Raw genomic sequence first — 16,216 nt, 5'->3', positions numbered from 1 at the left:
GCCTGCCATGCGGGGGTCTGCCTGCTTGACCGGCGGCCGCTGGCGCTGCAAACAATCGGCATGACCACACGTCCTGCCGATTCCGGGCGCGTCTACGATGCGCCGTCCAACAACTGGGTGTACCGCGTGCTGCCAAGGCCGCTCTGGCCCTATGCGCAGCTTGCCCGCTGGGACCGGCCGATCGGCTGGCAATTGTTGATGTGGCCCTGCTTCTGGTCGGCGGCACTTGCCGCCAACGCGGCGGCGGCGCTCGGCACGTTTTCGGCGGGCCGCTTCGTCTTCCATCTTCTGCTGTTCTTCATCGGCGCTGTCGCCATGCGCGGCGCCGGCTGCACCTATAATGACATCATCGACCACGATATCGATATGGAGGTGGCGCGCACCCGCTCGCGGCCCCTGCCGTCGGGCCGCGTCACGCGGTTGCAGGCCAAGGTTTTCATGGTGCTGCAGGCGCTTGCCGGGCTGATCGTGCTCTTGCAGTTCAACGGCTTTTCCGTTGGCCTCGGCATCTTCTCGCTGGTTTTCGTCGCCGTCTATCCGTTTGCCAAGCGCTTTACCGACTGGCCGCAATTCTTCCTCGGTCTTGCCTTTTCCTGGGGCGCGATCATGGGCTGGGCGGCGGAATTCGGCTCGATTGCGCTGGCCCCGGTTGTCCTCTACGCCGCAGCCATCGCCTGGACGGTGGGGTACGACACGATCTATGCCTATCAGGATAAGGAGGATGACGAACTGATCGGCGTGCGCTCGACGGCGCGGCGCTTCGGCGATCGTCCGCGCCCCTGGCTCTTTGCGCTCTACGGATTGACGATTCTGCTGCTGTTCGTGGCGTTTGCGCTGGCTGGCGCCGGGCTGCTTGCCTATCTCGGACTTCTGATGGCAGCCGTACTTCTGTTCTATCAGATCCTCGTGCTCGACATCCACGATGCCGCCCAATGCCTGACGCTGTTCAAGTTCAACAACGTCGTCGGGCTGATCCTGTTTCTTAGCCTTTGTGCAGCCCTGATTGTTCGGCTTGCATAAAAAAACCCTCCGGATGGCCGGAGGGCCGTGGGCAAAGTATCTCGAGGCTTAAGCCCAGCTCATGTCTTTTTCGCGGGTCTTCTTTGTTCTGGCAAAGCGGGCGGAAAAGGCGGCAATAGCCGCAAGGATGAATGTGCGCATGATCTGTCTCCTTCTCGTGCCGGCAATGTGCTGTCTGCCTGTGGCATCAAGAAGGCGCTTCCGGGGTTTTTCAGAGGCTTGTTAAGCATCTGAAAAAACAAACAAAAAACCGGCTGCAGGGACAGCCGGTCGTTTGCACTGGAGGAAGGCTTGGAGATTGTGTCGAAACTCAGTTGCGGGCGATGATCTCGCGGCCGTCTATCTTCATGTTGACACCCAGGCTGCCGGTCGCGCGGCGCATCAGGAAGCGCGGGCGGCGGTCGTTGAACAGGGAGTGGCGGCGGCGCGGCTTGATATCGCGGGTGCGGACTTCGCCGAGATGCTCTTCCAGCGGGCGGGCGACGCCGTCGGCTTCGACCATCAGCATCGGGATCCGGTAGGCTTCCGACCAGGTGCGCCAGTCGGCGGCAATGTCGGAAAGATCGTGGGCAACCAGAAGCGGGATGCAGAGATCCGGGTCGTCATGATGCAGTTCAAGCGTCACAGTCACTTCTCCGTCTCCATGGTCGATGGCACGGGCGGCCACGCCTTTGAAGGCGCGAGCCGGCAGGGCGATCGACAGCGGCAGGCCGCTGGATGGCAAAACCTTGCGCAGGACAGCTCCACGCTCGTCCAGGCTTATGGTGACATTGCTGGACTGTCCGTGCAAGGTATAGCTTGCCTGCTGGGGAAAGCGCTTTGGATCCAGTCGCAGTGTGGTTTCAACCCAAGCCGGTTGGGAAAGTGTCTTTAGCATTTCAATCGCCCTTGTTTTCCTTGAGAGCCGGTTCCCGGTCTTCTCGTCGGGACTTTTCGTCCTCTGTGAGCCAAGGATAGGCGGGCCGGGTTTGAGACCACTTAAAAATCGCAGTTAAAAAACTTTGCATTTCCTGATGGTTAGCAAAGGCCAACGCAGCAGGGTTTCTCAAATCTGAAGAAAATCGGCAGAATTTTGCCGATCCCCCAATCCCGCGCCGCCGGGGTGAGGAAAAGCCACGCACAAGCAAGACCGGCGATGGTGTCTCTTAATATGGCCGCACTGCGCGGCATTGCGTCCGTCGTTGCCCCTTGGCGCCGGGCGGTTTCAGGCGATCGGCAGAGCGGCAATGGTTTCCACCTACATCGACTACAACCTCCTCACGCGCGACATGAAGACCAGTCTTCAGCGGACCGCGCAGCAGACGCTGGTCGCCCGCGAAACCGAGTATTACAAGGCCAACATCGGCAACGTCACCTCGATCGACGAGTTCCTCGGCGACTACAGGCTCTATGCCTATGCCATGAAGGCACATGGCCTGGAAGACATGACTTATGCGAAGGCCTTCATGCGAAAGGTGCTGGAGAGCGACCTTAGCGACGACAACAGCTACGCCAATATGCTGACGGATGACCGCTACCAGAATTTCGCCAGGGCATTCAGTTTCTCCCAGTCGACCGAGGTGGTCCAAAGTGATGCACAGGAAGACGCGCTGATCGGCCTGTATAATCAGTCGGTCTCCAACATCGATACAAAGATGGTCCAGGAGACGCGCTACTACGATACAATGATGGACACGATCACCAACGTGGACCAGCTCCTGCAGAATGACAGGTTGCGGTCCTACACGTTTCAGGTCTTCGGCGTTGACGCGAAATATTTCAACTATGCCCAGGTGCGCGGCGCGCTGACGAGCGATCTCAACGATCCGAACAGCTACTTCAACACCAACTTCGCTCCCGCGCTGGACGCGGCAATCGCCACCAAGGCCTCGTCCGACCAGGCGCTTTCGGCCCTGTCGAGCCGTGTCCAGTCGCAGACGCGCATCACCAATATCGATGCTCTGCTCGCGCGGCCCGAGACATCGGATGAAGACAAGGTGACGCTGCAGGCCGAAAAAACCACGCTGCAGAACAATATTGCCACCATCGATGCCGCTTTCCCGGAAATGACCTCCAATATCGATGCCTATGCCGGCGTCGAGGCTGAAATCCGCGATCTGCGCACGCAGATGAACCAGCCGGATGTCACCGAGGCCGAGAAGGCTGCGTTCCAGGCTGAGATCGACGAGCGCCAGACCGCGCTGAAAACCATGAAGGGCGTGAATTTCTACGCCACCGACCTGCAGACCAAACAGCAGGAAAGCACCGCCACGATCGCGCGGATCGCCGTCTTCAAGGACCTGGCCCTGATGTATGATTTCGCAGCGGATGGCTCCGTGCCGTCGGGCGGAACGGCGCAGGCGGCAGACAGCCGCAAGGCGACCCAGGAAGTCTACGCCTACAAGGCGCCGCGCGCGACGAACTCGGTCGCCGTGCTGCACAAGGCCTATTATGAGGAAACGATTGCCAACGTCACTACGGTCGCGCAGATCAAGGGTGACAGCCGGCTCTATTCCTACATCCTCACAGCCTTTGGCCTGCCGTCGAGCACCACGGTCACGATGCTCGAAAGCATTCTGACCAGCGATCCCAATGACCCGGCAAGCTACGTCAACACCAAGGGAGGCGAATACAATGCCGCCTACAAGACCTTGCGGGCCGCGTTCAACTTCCAGACGGACGGGACGCTTGCCGCCGGCGACAAGCCGCAGACGGCGGCGCAGATCAAGACGACCTCCGACAATTACATGGTGCGCTACAACGATGCCGACGAAGCGGCTGACGCGACCCTGATCAATTCCTTCAAGAGCCTGATTAAGATCGTCTCCAATGTCGATGATCTGATTGCAGACACCAAGATCATGAAACTGGCGCTGACTGCGGTCGGCCTTGAAAACGAAAGCGACACGGCGCGCAAGATCAGGAGGGTGCTGACCAGCGATCTCACCGATCCGAAGAGCTATGTCTATACGCTGAAGGACGACCGCTATCTGCAGCTGGCAAAGGCGTTCAATTTCAATGCGGACGGATCGGCCGGCGTGCCGATGCTGGCGCAGGCCGAATCCGAAATCCTCAACACCGCCAAGTCCTATGTCATCGAAAAGAGCCGTTTCGCGACCGAGGACGTCAAGACCAAGGCGACCGAGGAAGCGAAATATTACAGCGCCGAGATAGCGAAGGTCAAATCCCTCGACGAGCTCCTGTCCAACCGGCGCCTGGTCGATTTCGTGCTTGTTTCCGCCGGGCTGGATCCGGAAAAAGTGTCGACCGACTACGTCCGCAAGATGTTTCAATCCGATTTCAGCGATCCGGACAGCTTCATCAACAAGGAGCCGGACACGACGATCTACAAGGAACTCGTCGCCTCCTATAATTTCGACAGCAAGGGCGAGCTCGCCCGCCCCGAACTGGGTATCCAGACCAAGCGCGGCCTGCTCGAGACGGAAGATCTCTATCTCAACCAGACCCTGGAGCAGCAAAGGGGCGAGGACAATGCCGGCGTGCGGCTTGCACTCTATTTTCGGCGTCAGGCGAGCGGCATCAACACCGCTTACGATCTTCTGGCCGACAGCGCCCTTCTACAGGTCATCCAGACCACATTCAGCATCCCCGAGGCCATGTCGAGTGCCGATGTCGACGTGCAATATGCCTATATCAACCGGCTGCTTGACGTGAAGGACCTGCAGGATCCGGACAAGCTGGAGAAGCTGCTGCTGCGCTTCACAGCCCTTTACGACGTCGAAAACAATGTCGATATTTCCGCTGCCCAGTTGATCCTGTCGGGCGGTGGTGGCGGCGGCATCAGCGCCGATACGCTATTCGGCCTCTCGCAGCTGCGCCTGGGCGGCTTCTGATGCCGGATATCAATCAGCCTTCAGCACCTTGCCGGGGTTCATGATCCCGGCCGGGTCGAACGCGTGCTTGATCCGCTGCATCAGGTCGATCTCGATCGCCGGGCGGACGTCTGCCAATTCGTCGCGCTTCAGCTGGCCGATGCCGTGCTCTGCCGAGATCGAGCCGTTATACGACAGGACGATGCCGTGAACGATCGCGTTGATCTCGCGCCAGCGGCCGATGAACTGATCCTTGTCGGCGCCGACCGGCTGCGAGATGTTGTAGTGGATATTGCCGTCGCCCATATGGCCGAACGAGCAGATGCGTGCACCGGGAATGGCCTTCATCACGGCCGCATCGGCTTGCGCCATAAAGGCCGGAATGCTGGAGACCGGCACCGAGACGTCGTGCTTGATCGACCCGCCTTCCGGCTTTTGCGCCGGCGACATGCTTTCGCGCATGTGCCACAGGCTCTTGCGCTGCGCTTCGCTGGTGGCGACAACCGCATTTTCGATCAGGCCGCTGGCGATTTCGGTTTCGAGCACGGCCTGCATCATCCGTTCGGCGCTTTCGGCTGAATCGGCGGTCGAAATGTCGATCAACGCGTACCAGGCATGCACCGTCTCCATCGGATCGCGCACGCCGGGAATATGCTTTGCGGTGAATTCGACTCCCAGGCGCGGCATCAGTTCGAAACCCGTGAGCGCCGGCCCGCACAGGCTTGAGGCTTTGTCGAACAGGGCGAGCGCATCCTCGACACTTTTCAGGCCGGCAAAGGCAACCTGATGGCCGCGCGGCTGCGGAAACAGCTTGAGCACCGCGCCGGTGATGATGCCCAGCGTGCCTTCGGCGCCGATGAACAGATCGCGCAGGTCGTAGCCGGTATTGTCCTTCTTCAGGCGCCGCAGCCCGTCCCAGATTTCACCTGTTGGCAAGACCACTTCGAGGCCCAGGCACAGTTGCCGCATATTGCCATAGGCAAGCACGGCGGTGCCGCCGGCATTGGTGGAAAGATTGCCGCCGATCCGGCAGGAACCTTCCGAACCGAGCGAGAGCGGAAACAGCCGGTCATGGGCCTCCGCCGCCTTCTGGATATCGGCAAGGATGCAGCCGGCATCGGCAACGATGACATTGCCGACGGGGTCGATATCGCGGATGCGGTTCAGCCGTGCCAGAGACAGGACGATATCCTGGGCGCCCGTGCGCGGAATCTGCCCCGCCACATGGCCGGTATTGCCGCCCTGCGGCACGATCGCCGCACCGGTTTCGCTGGCAAGCTTGAGGATTTGCGACACCTCCTGAACGCTGCCGGGTTTCAGCACCAGCGGTGCATTGCCCTTGTAGAGACCACGGGATTCGACGAGATAGGGCGCAATATCCGCCTCATCCGTCAGCGCGTTGGCGGCGCCGACGATGGCGGTAAAGCGGACGATCAGATCGGCGGAGGGCAGGGTGTTGGTCATAGGCTCATTCCCGTGGTGCGGCAGCGCGTTCGATGCGGTCGAGGATGGCCTCGCCGAGGCCCTCGCTGGGGATCATGCCAAAGGCAATGGTCTTGGCGCCGGACGCATCGGCCCGTTTCATGAAGGCAAACAGGTTGGCAGCCGCTTCGCGCAGGTTTCCCGATGGGCTGAGGTCGAGGATGACAACGGCGTTTTCCTCGCCGGCCAAGGGCTTGCCGCCAAATTTGATCAGCGCTTCACCGGCTTTGACATCCGTAGCGTTCAGCCGCACGGCAGCACCCGGCGCGTAATGCGATGCCAGCATGCCCGGCGCCTCGATCACGGCTCCCGCCGTTTGCGGCCGTGTGACGGTCCTGCCGGTCAGTGCCTCGATCTCGGCGGCATCCAGGCCACCGGGCCGCAGCAGCCGGATGTCATCGCCGTCCACCTTGATGATGGTCGATTCCAAGCCGATTTCGGCAGCGCCGGCGTCGAGAATCAACGCCAGCTTGCCGCCAAGATCGGTCTCGACATGCGCAGCGCTGGTCGGGCTGATTTTGCCGGATGTGTTAGCGCTGGGCGCTGCCAAGGGTTTGCCGAACCGGGCAATCACCTGCCGGGAAAATCCGTCCGGCATGCGGATGCCCAGCGTGTCGAGACCGGCCGAGGCCAGCGGGTGTACGCCGCTGTTTGGCTTTAACGGCAGGATCAGGGTCAGCGGTCCGGGCCAGAAGGCTTCGGCCAGTTGCCGCGACAGCGGATCGAAGCTGACATAGGCCTCGGCCATCGCGAAATCCGAGACATGGCAGATCAGCGGATTGAAGCGCGGGCGGCCCTTCATTTCATAGATGCGGCTGATGGCATCGGGATTGGTGGCGTCCGCCGCCAGCCCATAGACCGTCTCGGTCGGGATCGCCACCGGCAGGCCTTCGCGAAGCGTCTCGCAGGCGATCGTCAGGGCTCGGTCCGGCTCGGTCCGCGTGTCTATGATCAGGGCCATCAAGCTTCCAAACGTCAATGCGCCCTCTTACGAAAGACAGGCAGGCGCGATGGCGTTTCCTTACAGCGCAAGGCCGGGTATTGCCAAGCGCATTCGAAGGTTGATGCGGTCAGAGGCTGCCGATGATCTTGCGAAGCTCGGCATTGCGGGCGCCGAGCAAAAGCACGTTCTTCAGCGCTTCCTTGGGGTCGCGGGTGCGAAACAGCAGCCCGTTGTCATGCACGGCGCGATTGACGGTCAGCTTGCCGGCCTCGGCATCCATCTCGGTTGCGACGGCGAAATACATCCGCGAATAGCCGAGCTTGATCTTCTCGAAGAAATGCTGGTCGTCGCCGATATCGGAGAAGAAATTGGCGATATAGAACGACCAGCGCACATCCTCGAACTTGGCAAACCGGGTTCTGGCGGCGGTGACATGGCAATAGCCGAGATGCGGGCTATCGGCGAGCGTGCGGTGAAACAGCAGTTTCGGAAAGCGGATCGAACGATGGAAACCGTTGATCCGGTCATGCGTGACCGTGCCGGCAGCCTCGAGCTTCTTGCCGGTGCGCACAGCCACTTCCTGATGGGTGAGGTAACGTTTTTCGGCCGCGCTCCATTGCTGATGGTTCCGGTTGATCCGCCCGGTGCGCAGGAATTCGGTATAGATCGCCGCCTTCGGCGAGGGGGCCGGCTCCTTGACCTTGGCGGCATCGAAATATCTCAAGTTTGACATCGGCCTCTACCAGACTGCGGTGGAATGCGTGGCGCGCATTGCGGGGCTAATCGCGAATGCGACGAGGTTACCCGGTTATGGTTAATGCAGTCTTTCGGCGCATCAATCTTTCGTGGCGAAACCGGCACATGGCAAGGCGCGTATGTGTGGCGGGCGATGTCGCAAAGAGGCCGTATCCTGGCCGATTGCCGAAGCGTTGTGCGGAAAACCCGGATTTTGATCCAAATCCGGCAGATCGCCTTGTTTATGCTTATAAAATAGACAGGCGAGCTTTGCCGCCGCGCAATCTGTTGCGTGTCGTCATTCTGGAATCGGATGTCGTTAATCGGCGGCTGTTTTCGTGGGCGTGAGGATTAGATGAAGACACTCAAGGTGCCGCCTTTATAGGGAGGGCGGAGAATTGGGAAGCCGGTCGAAATCCGGCGCTGCCCCCGCAACGGTGGTGGAGCGAAACCTCGGCAAAAGGCCACTGGAGAAATCCGGGAAGGCGCCGGGATCGTCCGCAAGGACAGCTCCAGAGCCCGGAAACCAGCCTTGTGATGAAATTGATATCTGGGTTGCGGCGGGCAGCCGGAAGGAGAACCACTATATCCACGCGCTCTCCCGGCGCGGCGGCGGTTCCTTTCCTGCCTGCGGCAACCTTCAAAAGAACGTTGGCGAGCACAAGGGAAATGACCATGGATCTCCGCAGTGAAGTCCTCCGCAAATTGACGAACCGCCGGGACACCCACAGTCTCGAACAGGCCTTCTATACCGATCCGGATCTCTACAGGCTCGATATGGAGGAGATCTGGTACAAGGACTGGCTGTTCATCGGCCATGACTGCGAAATCCCGAAATCCGGCAATTATGTCACCGTGCAGGTCGGCGAATACCCTGTTGTCATCGTCCGCGACCGTACGGGCACCGTGCGCGCGCTCCACAATTCCTGCCGCCACCGCGGCTCGCGCGTCTGCGCCGGTGCCAAGGGTTCGTCCGCCAAGCTTGTCTGTCCCTATCACCAGTGGACCTATGAGCTGGACGGCAAGCTTCTGTTTGCCCGCCAGATGGGCGAGGATTTCGACAAGAACCAGCACGGCCTGAAGCCGATCCATTGCGAAACCATCGGCGGCTACATCTTCATCTGCCTGGCTGACGAGGCGATGGATTTCCAGCCGGTGCGCGACATGGTCTCGTCCTATCTGACGCCGCACAATCTGAAGGATACCAAGGTCGCCTTCGAAAGCACGATCATCGAAAAGGGCAACTGGAAGCTCGTCTGGGAAAACAACCGCGAATGCTATCATTGCGCGGCAAACCACCCCGAGCTTTGCCGCACCTATCCGGAAGCCCCGACCGCCACCGGCGTGCAGGGTGCCAAGGATGATCCGGTCATCGCCGCCCATTGGGCCCATTGCGAAGCCTCCGGCCTGCCGAGCGAATTCAAGATCGATCACACCGGCCAGTTCCGCGTTGCCCGCATGCCGCTGATCGAAGGCGCCGAAAGCTACACCATGTCCGGCAAACGCGCCGTCAAGCGCCAGCTGTCTGATGATGTCAATCAGAGCCAGATCGGCACGCTGCTCCTGTTCCATTATCCAAGCACCTGGAACCATGTGCTGGCCGACCACGCCATCACTTTCCGCGTCCTGCCGCTTGGCCCCGAACTCACCCAGGTCACCACCAAATGGCTGGTGCACAAGGATGCCGTCGAAGGCGTTGACTATACGATCGACGAACTGACGCATGTCTGGACCGAGACCAACGACCAGGACCGCCAGATCGTCGAGGAAAACGCGTTCGGCATCCGCTCGCCCGCCTATCAGCCCGGCCCCTATTCGCCGGAGCATGAAGGCGGCGTGATGCAGTTCGTCGAGTGGTACACCAACTTCATGGCCGAGCGCCTGAAGGGCAAGTCCATCTCCACCCCTCTGGTCCGGGTCGCCTGACATGACGATTGCTTCATCCTTCCGGCACTTCGACGAGTTGCAGCCGTTCAACGACCGCCAGCAACTGCTGGAATGCATTTCCGTCACCGCCGAAGGGCCGGATGTGATGACGTTCGGCTTCAAGGCCGACAAGGACAGCTGGTTCCGCTATCTGCCGGGCCAGTTCGTCACGCTTGAACTGCCGGTAGCGCCGGATGATCCGGTGATGCGCACCTACACGCTGTCCTCGACCCCGTCACGGCCGTTTTCCATCGCCGTGACCGTCAAGGCCCAGGCATCCAGCATCGGCACGCGCTGGATGTTTGAAAACCTGAAGCCGGGCATGAAGCTGAAGGCATTCGGCCCGCTCGGCGATTTCTCCTTCGTGCGCCATCCCGGCGAAAAATACCTGTTCATCTCGGCGGGTTCCGGCATCACGCCGATGATGTCGATGACCCGCTGGATGGCCGATTGCGCTCCGCAGACGGACGTTTCGTTCCTGTCTTGCGCCCGCCAGCCCGACGATCTGCTGTTCCGCGACGAGCTGGAAAACATCTCTCGCAACATGCCCAATCTCAATCTCGGCTTCATCGTCGAGACGCATGCGCCGCGCCACAGCTGGCACGGGCTGCGTGGCCGCATCGAGACATCGAAGCTGGCGCTCTTGGCGCCGGATTTCCGCGAGCGCACCGTGTTCTGCTGCGGCCCCGAACCGTTCATGCGCGGCGTCAAATCCATGCTGGAAAGCGTCGGTTTCGACATGAACCGCTATCACGAGGAAAGCTTTCAGCCGGCTAATGCGCCGGATCCGGCAGAGCTTGCCATCCGCGCCGGTGCCGGCGAAGCGGATGCGACGGCGGTTGCCACCATCACCTTCACCATGGCCGGCAAGGAGGCCAAGTGTCAGCCCGGCCAGACCATCCTGCAGACGGCGCGTTCCGCCGGCGTGCGCATCGGCGCCGCCTGCGAGGGCGGGTTGTGTGGCACCTGTCGGGTGATGAAGATTTCCGGGGAAGTCGATATGAACCACAATGGCGGCATCCTCGACGACGAAATCGACGAAGGCTACATCCTGGCCTGCTGTTCCCGCCCGATCGGAGACGTGCAGATCGAGGCGTAATGGCCTCTTTTTTGGGGGCAAAAGCCCCTCATCCGCCCTGTCGGGCACCTTCTCCCCGCTCGCGGGGAGAAGGGACCTGCGGCAACCTCTGTCGTCCCCTCTCCCCGCAAGCGGGGAGAGGGCCAGGGTGAGGGGCGACGGCAACCGGGATAGGGATATGTCGGGCCGGGTTCACTACATCAGGATTCCGGCACAGCCGCAGGTGCACCAGCGCTTGAGCGGCAGGCGGCAAACACGTCAAGCGCTGGATTGTAGACCTTGGTGACAACGTCCATCATGCCCAGAACGGTATGAAACAGATTGTCGTGCGAGGTGGGCGTGTCGGCGCGGGCCTTGAGGCAGGCGCGATCAAGGCCTGTCAGCTGGGCATACTGTTCGGAGAACCAGGCGATGAACGGCACATGGGTCTGCTCGACAGGGGCGAACATGTAGGGCGCGCCATGCAGGAACATTCCGTTCTCGCCAAGCGATTCGCCATGATCGGACATATAGATCATCGCCCCGTCGACCGTATCCTGGTGCTTCTTCAAAAGCTTGATGACTTCCGCGAGGTTGTGATCGGTGTAGAGGATCGAATTGTCATAGGCGTTGACGATCTCCTCGCGTGAGCAATCGGAGAGCTGCGGCGTGCGGCAATCCGGCTGGAAGCGGCGGAATTCCTCCGGATAACGCTGATAATAGGACGGGCCGTGGCTGCCGAGCTGGTGCAGCACGATAACGGTGTTTTTGGTCGTGCCGGCCAGCTTTTCATCAAGCTTGCTCAGGAAAATATCGTCCAGGCAGCCGTCCTCCTTGCAGAGCGGACTGTTTTTCTGCTTGGTCAGGCTGGCAAAGCTGATGAGATCGGCGATGCCCTTGCTGCCGGTATTGTTGTCCCACCAGTAGCCGTCAATGCCCGCGCGGCGCAGAACGTCCATCAGCGTGTCGGTGGAGCGGCCCTTGCGGTCGCTATAGTCCTTGCGGCCATAGACGGAAAACATGCAAGGCAGGGATACGGCGGTTGCCGTTCCGCAGCTAGTGGTCTTTGTAAAGTTCGTCACTCCCAGCGTCTTCAGCTCCGGATTGGTTTCCCGCGCATAGCCGTTGAGGGAAAAGTTCATCGCGCGTGCGGTTTCTCCGGCGACGATGATGGTGACGACGGGTTTGTTGGCCTTTGCAGTGAGCGGGCCAAGCTTGGCATCGGTACCGAGCGGCGCCCGCACGATGCCGATCTCGCGATAGGTGCTGACGCCCAGACCAATCGCCGAGGTGATCGCTGCAAACGGCGTCAGCTTGGCCATCATGTCGCGATGCTGCCGGATGCTGGAGGATATGCCCGAATAATTCGAGACGATCAGCCCGACGCACAGCGCCAGGCAAAGCGAGATGACCGCCAGATTGACGAAAAACTTGCTGAAGAAAGGACGGTGCCGGATCCGCACCAGGCAGACCACCAAAGAGGGCAGAATACCGTAGAGGAAAATGTGCAGGAGGAATTTGAACGTGATCAGCGGACCGGCTTCCTGCGGCGTCGTCACCACGGCGTTGCGGATCATTTCCTTGTCGATCACCACACCGAAGAAATCCGTGTAGTAGGAGGCCATTGCGCCTGCGATCAACAGGAAGACCAGAACCGGCTTGATCAGGTATTTGACCGAAAACACCACCACGCCCGCAAAGACCAGGAGACTGATGGCCGCCACGAATGTGTAGAAGCTGAGGTGGAAACCGCCGAAGACATAAAAGGCTTCATTCCAGAACGTCAGGTTCTGGAAACACAGAATGAAGAGAACGGTGAGCAGGCTGAGCGGTATGCTGCCCATGCTGGGCCGCTGGAGAGAGCGAAAATTCAAGATGGGCTCCGGCAATCAAGGCAAAGAGGGTGACGATCCCTTTTTCTTGCGCTCGCCTGCTGACAGGAGCCTGAACGTTCGCAGCTTTTGCAGTTCGGTTGGTAAGACCGGTAAACGCGCCAATCGAGGCAATTTGGCGACGCCCCTGGCGCGGGCCGTCACCGCTTGCAGCCTCATCGATCGTCCAAGGCTCTATCAGGCTGCTGAAAAAGGCATCATCCAGCAATTCTGCAGGTCACTCGGGACATTGAGCGAACTGCAAAATTCCCCTCATCCCCGCCCTCGTTGTATGGCCTTGAGACATAGTTGACATGTGTTCGGAGACATCCCTGACACTTTTGCCGTTTGGCAAAGGAGGTCGGGCGGATGGTTTGGCGGGATGTGTCGATTGTGGATCAGCGGCAGGACTTTGTGATGCTTGCGTCCTGTGAGGGGGCCAATGTGGCCGAGCTTTGCCGGCGCTTTGATATCAGCCGGCAGACCGGTTATCTCTGGCTGAGGCGGTTTTCCGGTCTGGAGGGGCTGGCAGACCGGTCCCGGCGGCCCTTCACAAGTCCGCGCCGTTCGCCCTTTGAGATCGAAACGGCCGTGCTTGCGGTGCGTGATGCGCATCCCGCCTGGGGCGCGCGCAAGATCTGCGCCTGCTTGCGCCAGGCCGGAATGTCTGGCGTACCGGCGGCATCCACCGTGCATGCCGTGCTCAAGCGGCACGGGCGCATTGCCACCGATGCGGGTCCGGGCAAGGCCTATGAGCGCTTCGAGAAGGAGGCGCCAAACCTGTTGTGGCAGATGGACTTCAAGGGCCGGCTGAAGCTTTCCTGCGGCCGCTGGTGCCACACGCTGACGGTTATCGACGATCATTCCCGCTTTGCCGTGGCGCTGGAAGCCTGTGGCGACGAACGCGCTGACACTGTCCAGGCGCGGCTGGAAAAAGCATTCCGGCGCAATGGCTTGCCCTGCGCGATCTATGTCGACAACGGTTCGCCCTGGGGCTGTGCCGTCCCTGGGCGATGGACATGCCTGACCGTCTGGCTGCTCAAGCTGGGCATCCACACCCTGCACGCCCGCCCATATCATCCGCAGGCGCGCGGCAAGAACGAGCGATTCCACAGGACGCTGAAGGCCGAAGTGTTCTCGCTGGCAACCCTTCATGGCCTTGATCAGGCACAACAGGCGCTGGATCGCTGGCGGCATGTCTATAATCGCGAGCGTCCCCATCAGGCCCTCGACTTCAAGGTCCCGGCCAGCCGCTACACGCCCTCGGCGCGCAGCTTTCCAAAAACCCTGCCGCAGCCGGACTATGCGGCGGACGAAATCCTGCGCCGGGTTGGCACCACGAAAGCTTACATATCCTTCAAGGACCGCCTCTGGCCCGTGCCTTCGGCCTTCCTCGGCGAGACCGTCGCACTCAGGCCGCGCGCAAGAGACGGACGTTACAGCGTCTGTTTCGGCGCCACCCAGATCGCGACCATCGACCTCAATGCCCAGCCAAATGTGTAAAGCATGTCTCCGAACACCTGTCAGGGATGTCTCCGGGCTTTACACTCGTGGCGGGGATCCAGCCAACTCAAGTCCTTGAGTTGAAAAGTCTTTTGACCCGACGGACGTCGGGTCGCTAGATCCCCGCCACAAGGGCGGGGATGAGGGAGGATGAGGTCTCGCTCTTGCGAATAATCCAGGGTTTGTCAGCATCCTGCTAGAACAGGAAGTCGTGGATATCCAGTGCCGACATTTTCACGTTCTTCAACAGGATGCTGTCGCCGTTCAGGCCATCGATATACACGTCGTGGCCGACCTGTTTCATATGGTTCTTCACCAGGTCCTTGTAGTCGGTAATGCTGGCAAGCCCGGTCAGGTCGAGAATGTCGTGGTTTGAGCCGGTTGCCGCAAAATCGGTGATCGTGTCCTTGCCGTCCTTGGTGGCGAAGACGAACTGATCGGCACCGGCGCCGCCGGTCAGGATATCGTTGCCGCCATGACCCCAGATAATATCGTTTCCGGCCTTGCCGTCGATGATGTTCTTGCCGCTATTGCCATGCAACTGGTTGGCCAGCGCGTTGCCGGTGGCGTTGATGGCGGCCGCGCCATTCAGCGTCAGGTTCTCGAAATTGTTGCCGAGCGTGAAGGATACCGTCGATTTCACGAGGTCCGTGCCACCGCCGGCATTTTCCGAAATCTTGATCTTGGCGTCGCTGATCACATAGACGTCGTTGCCGCTGCCGCCATAGATCGTGCCGTTGACCTTGCCGCCGGTGCCGTCAAAATAGTCGTTGCCATTGCCCAGCTTGATGTCGCCGGTAATGGTGCCCTTGTTGAAGAGCGAATCGGCGCCGTTGCCGCCCAGGAATGCAGTGCCGGCCGATTTGATCAGGCCGCTATTCTGCAGGGTCGATTTGCTCGCGGCCGAAAAATCGATCGTGGCCAGCGATGCCTGCGTCCCGGTGATCGTGCCGTAATTGGTCACGGTCTCGCCGGCGCCGGCCACCTTGATGCCGCCGGCTGCCGTGATTGTCTTGTTGTTGGTGATGATCGTATCGTCGGCCGAGACGGCAATCGCATAGCCGGAGGCCTTGATCAGGCCGTTATTGGTGATCTTGCCGTCATCGCCGGTGAGCGTGATGGCATTCTTCAGCGCGGTGATGTCGCCGCTATTGGTGATGATCGCCACAGCGCCCGATGCCGCGATCGCGCCGCCCTTGGTGGAGATGACAGCGCCGTCATTGGTGATCGTCGCATTGGCGCCGGAGGAAGCGATGGTGGTCCCAACGCCTGTTGCGGTGCCGTGGTTAGTCAAGACAGCCGATTTGCCGCTGGAAAAGATCGCCGAGCCCTTGTCGGAGCGCAACTCGCCATTATTGGTGAGAATAGCCGAGGCACCGCGCAGTTGCACCACGTCCAGCGCCGCATGCGTGGTGCCGTGATTGATGATTTCCGCATTGCTGCCGGACGAGGTGATACCGATGCCGGCCGAGGAGTCGATCAGGCCGGTATTGACGAGTTTGGTCGATACCGCAGCGATCGTGATCGCTGTCAGCCGTGCCGCCACCGTACCGTCATTGATGAGTTCCAGGCCGCCGCTGTCGATCTTGAGGCCGTATTCACTGCCTTTGACGACGCCGGATTTGCTGACCACGAACTGGCTTTTGCTGTCGGTCACTTCGGTCGTGCCGAACTGGAAGGCGTAGCTGGAGGCTGAAAGCACCGTGCCGTTGATGTAGAAATCGCGCAGCGCCGCCGTGCCGGTGGCGAGGATGGCGGTCGCGTCCGTGCTCAGCGTGATCCCCTTGTTCAGGATAAACACGCTGTCGGTTTCAAGAACCGTCACCTGCGTGGTGCGGTTGGTGCTGATCACGATCTTTTCGGTCAT

General features: G+C 60.4%; 11 protein-coding genes, 1 pseudogene and 1 riboswitch. Of the genes and pseudogenes, 5 read left to right on the top strand and 7 right to left on the bottom strand.

Going from position 1 to position 16,216, the window contains the following annotated elements; all coding sequences use genetic code 11:
* The first annotated feature begins 60 nt into the window (after positions 1 to 60).
* A complete protein-coding gene (gene ubiA / locus PYR65_RS17925) occupies positions 61 to 1,020 on the top strand; it encodes a 4-hydroxybenzoate octaprenyltransferase (RefSeq protein ID WP_276118956.1) in 960 nt (319 codons plus the stop codon).
* Between the two features lie 310 nt (positions 1,021 to 1,330).
* On the opposite strand, the gene PYR65_RS17920 is transcribed toward ubiA, so the two are convergent.
* Positions 1,331 to 1,897 (bottom strand): DUF6101 family protein, encoded by a 567-nt coding sequence (locus PYR65_RS17920; protein WP_060636459.1) that lies wholly within the window; start codon positions 1,895 to 1,897, stop codon positions 1,331 to 1,333.
* Positions 1,898 to 2,246: 349 nt separating this feature from the next.
* Between PYR65_RS17920 and PYR65_RS17915 the strand changes: the two genes are divergently transcribed.
* Complete coding sequence (locus PYR65_RS17915; protein ID WP_276118955.1) at positions 2,247 to 4,853, top strand: DUF1217 domain-containing protein; 2,607 nt, start codon at positions 2,247 to 2,249, stop codon at positions 4,851 to 4,853.
* Between the two features lie 9 nt (positions 4,854 to 4,862).
* Here the strand turns inward: PYR65_RS17915 and PYR65_RS17910 are convergent, their stop codons facing one another.
* The 3 genes from PYR65_RS17910 to PYR65_RS17900 form a co-directional block, all read right to left on the bottom strand.
* A complete protein-coding gene (locus PYR65_RS17910) occupies positions 4,863 to 6,296 on the bottom strand; it encodes an FAD-binding oxidoreductase (protein ID WP_276118954.1) in 1,434 nt (477 codons plus the stop codon).
* Between the two features lie 4 nt (positions 6,297 to 6,300).
* Complete coding sequence (locus tag PYR65_RS17905; RefSeq protein WP_276118953.1) at positions 6,301 to 7,275, bottom strand: L-threonylcarbamoyladenylate synthase; 975 nt, start codon at positions 7,273 to 7,275, stop codon at positions 6,301 to 6,303.
* 109 nt (positions 7,276 to 7,384) lie between these two features.
* A complete protein-coding gene (locus PYR65_RS17900; RefSeq protein WP_060636455.1) occupies positions 7,385 to 7,990 on the bottom strand; it encodes a DUF6656 family protein in 606 nt (201 codons plus the stop codon).
* 353 nt (positions 7,991 to 8,343) lie between these two features.
* A riboswitch (cobalamin riboswitch) is annotated at positions 8,344 to 8,541 on the top strand.
* A 126-nt stretch (positions 8,542 to 8,667) separates the two neighbouring features.
* On the opposite strand from PYR65_RS17900, the gene PYR65_RS17895 reads away from it, so the two are divergent.
* Positions 8,668 to 9,918 (top strand): aromatic ring-hydroxylating oxygenase subunit alpha, encoded by a 1,251-nt coding sequence (locus PYR65_RS17895; protein ID WP_276118952.1) that lies wholly within the window; start codon positions 8,668 to 8,670, stop codon positions 9,916 to 9,918.
* Position 9,919: 1 nt separating this feature from the next.
* Positions 9,920 to 11,017: a hybrid-cluster NAD(P)-dependent oxidoreductase gene (locus tag PYR65_RS17890; RefSeq protein WP_276118951.1), complete on the top strand. Its 1,098-nt coding sequence runs from the start codon at positions 9,920 to 9,922 to the stop codon at positions 11,015 to 11,017.
* 179 nt (positions 11,018 to 11,196) lie between these two features.
* Here the strand turns inward: PYR65_RS17890 and PYR65_RS17885 are convergent, their stop codons facing one another.
* Together PYR65_RS17885 and PYR65_RS17880 are read right to left on the bottom strand one after the other, a co-directional pair.
* On the bottom strand, positions 11,197 to 12,819 hold the full coding sequence (locus PYR65_RS17885; RefSeq protein ID WP_276118950.1) for a phosphoethanolamine transferase: 1,623 nt from the start codon (positions 12,817 to 12,819) through the stop codon (positions 11,197 to 11,199).
* Positions 12,746 to 13,075 carry a hypothetical protein gene (locus tag PYR65_RS17880; protein ID WP_276118949.1) on the bottom strand — a complete coding sequence of 110 codons (330 nt, stop codon included), beginning with the start codon at positions 13,073 to 13,075 and terminating at the stop codon, positions 12,746 to 12,748. The genes PYR65_RS17885 and PYR65_RS17880 overlap by 74 nt, the downstream gene beginning before the upstream one ends.
* Before the next feature lie 140 nt (positions 13,076 to 13,215).
* Between PYR65_RS17880 and PYR65_RS17875 the strand changes: the two are divergent.
* Positions 13,216 to 14,387, top strand: a pseudogene (locus PYR65_RS17875) (IS481 family transposase); the annotation flags it as partial.
* Positions 14,388 to 14,545: 158 nt separating this feature from the next.
* On the opposite strand, the gene PYR65_RS17870 reads toward PYR65_RS17875, so the two are convergent.
* Entirely contained in the window at positions 14,546 to 16,216 is a 1,671-nt protein-coding gene (locus tag PYR65_RS17870) for a calcium-binding protein (RefSeq protein ID WP_276118948.1), read from the bottom strand.

The organism is Pararhizobium qamdonense, from assembly GCF_029277445.1.
Classification (GTDB): Bacteria; Pseudomonadota; Alphaproteobacteria; order Rhizobiales; family Rhizobiaceae; genus Pararhizobium; species Pararhizobium qamdonense.
Note: the sequence above shows the minus strand (reverse complement) of the source record. Positions and strands in the feature narration are given on the sequence as shown.

Coding starts and splice junctions, on each gene's coding strand:
- ubiA (WP_276118956.1), top strand. CDS start 61: ATGACCACACGTCCTGCCGATTCCGGGCGCGTCTACGATGCGCCGTCC.
- PYR65_RS17920 (WP_060636459.1), bottom strand. CDS start 1,897: ATGCTAAAGACACTTTCCCAACCGGCTTGGGTTGAAACCACACTGCGA.
- PYR65_RS17915 (WP_276118955.1), top strand. CDS start 2,247: ATGGTTTCCACCTACATCGACTACAACCTCCTCACGCGCGACATGAAG.
- PYR65_RS17910 (WP_276118954.1), bottom strand. CDS start 6,296: ATGACCAACACCCTGCCCTCCGCCGATCTGATCGTCCGCTTTACCGCC.
- PYR65_RS17905 (WP_276118953.1), bottom strand. CDS start 7,275: ATGGCCCTGATCATAGACACGCGGACCGAGCCGGACCGAGCCCTGACG.
- PYR65_RS17900 (WP_060636455.1), bottom strand. CDS start 7,990: ATGTCAAACTTGAGATATTTCGATGCCGCCAAGGTCAAGGAGCCGGCC.
- PYR65_RS17895 (WP_276118952.1), top strand. CDS start 8,668: ATGGATCTCCGCAGTGAAGTCCTCCGCAAATTGACGAACCGCCGGGAC.
- PYR65_RS17890 (WP_276118951.1), top strand. CDS start 9,920: ATGACGATTGCTTCATCCTTCCGGCACTTCGACGAGTTGCAGCCGTTC.
- PYR65_RS17885 (WP_276118950.1), bottom strand. CDS start 12,819: ATGGGCAGCATACCGCTCAGCCTGCTCACCGTTCTCTTCATTCTGTGT.
- PYR65_RS17870 (WP_276118948.1), bottom strand. CDS start 16,216: ATGACCGAAAAGATCGTGATCAGCACCAACCGCACCACGCAGGTGACG.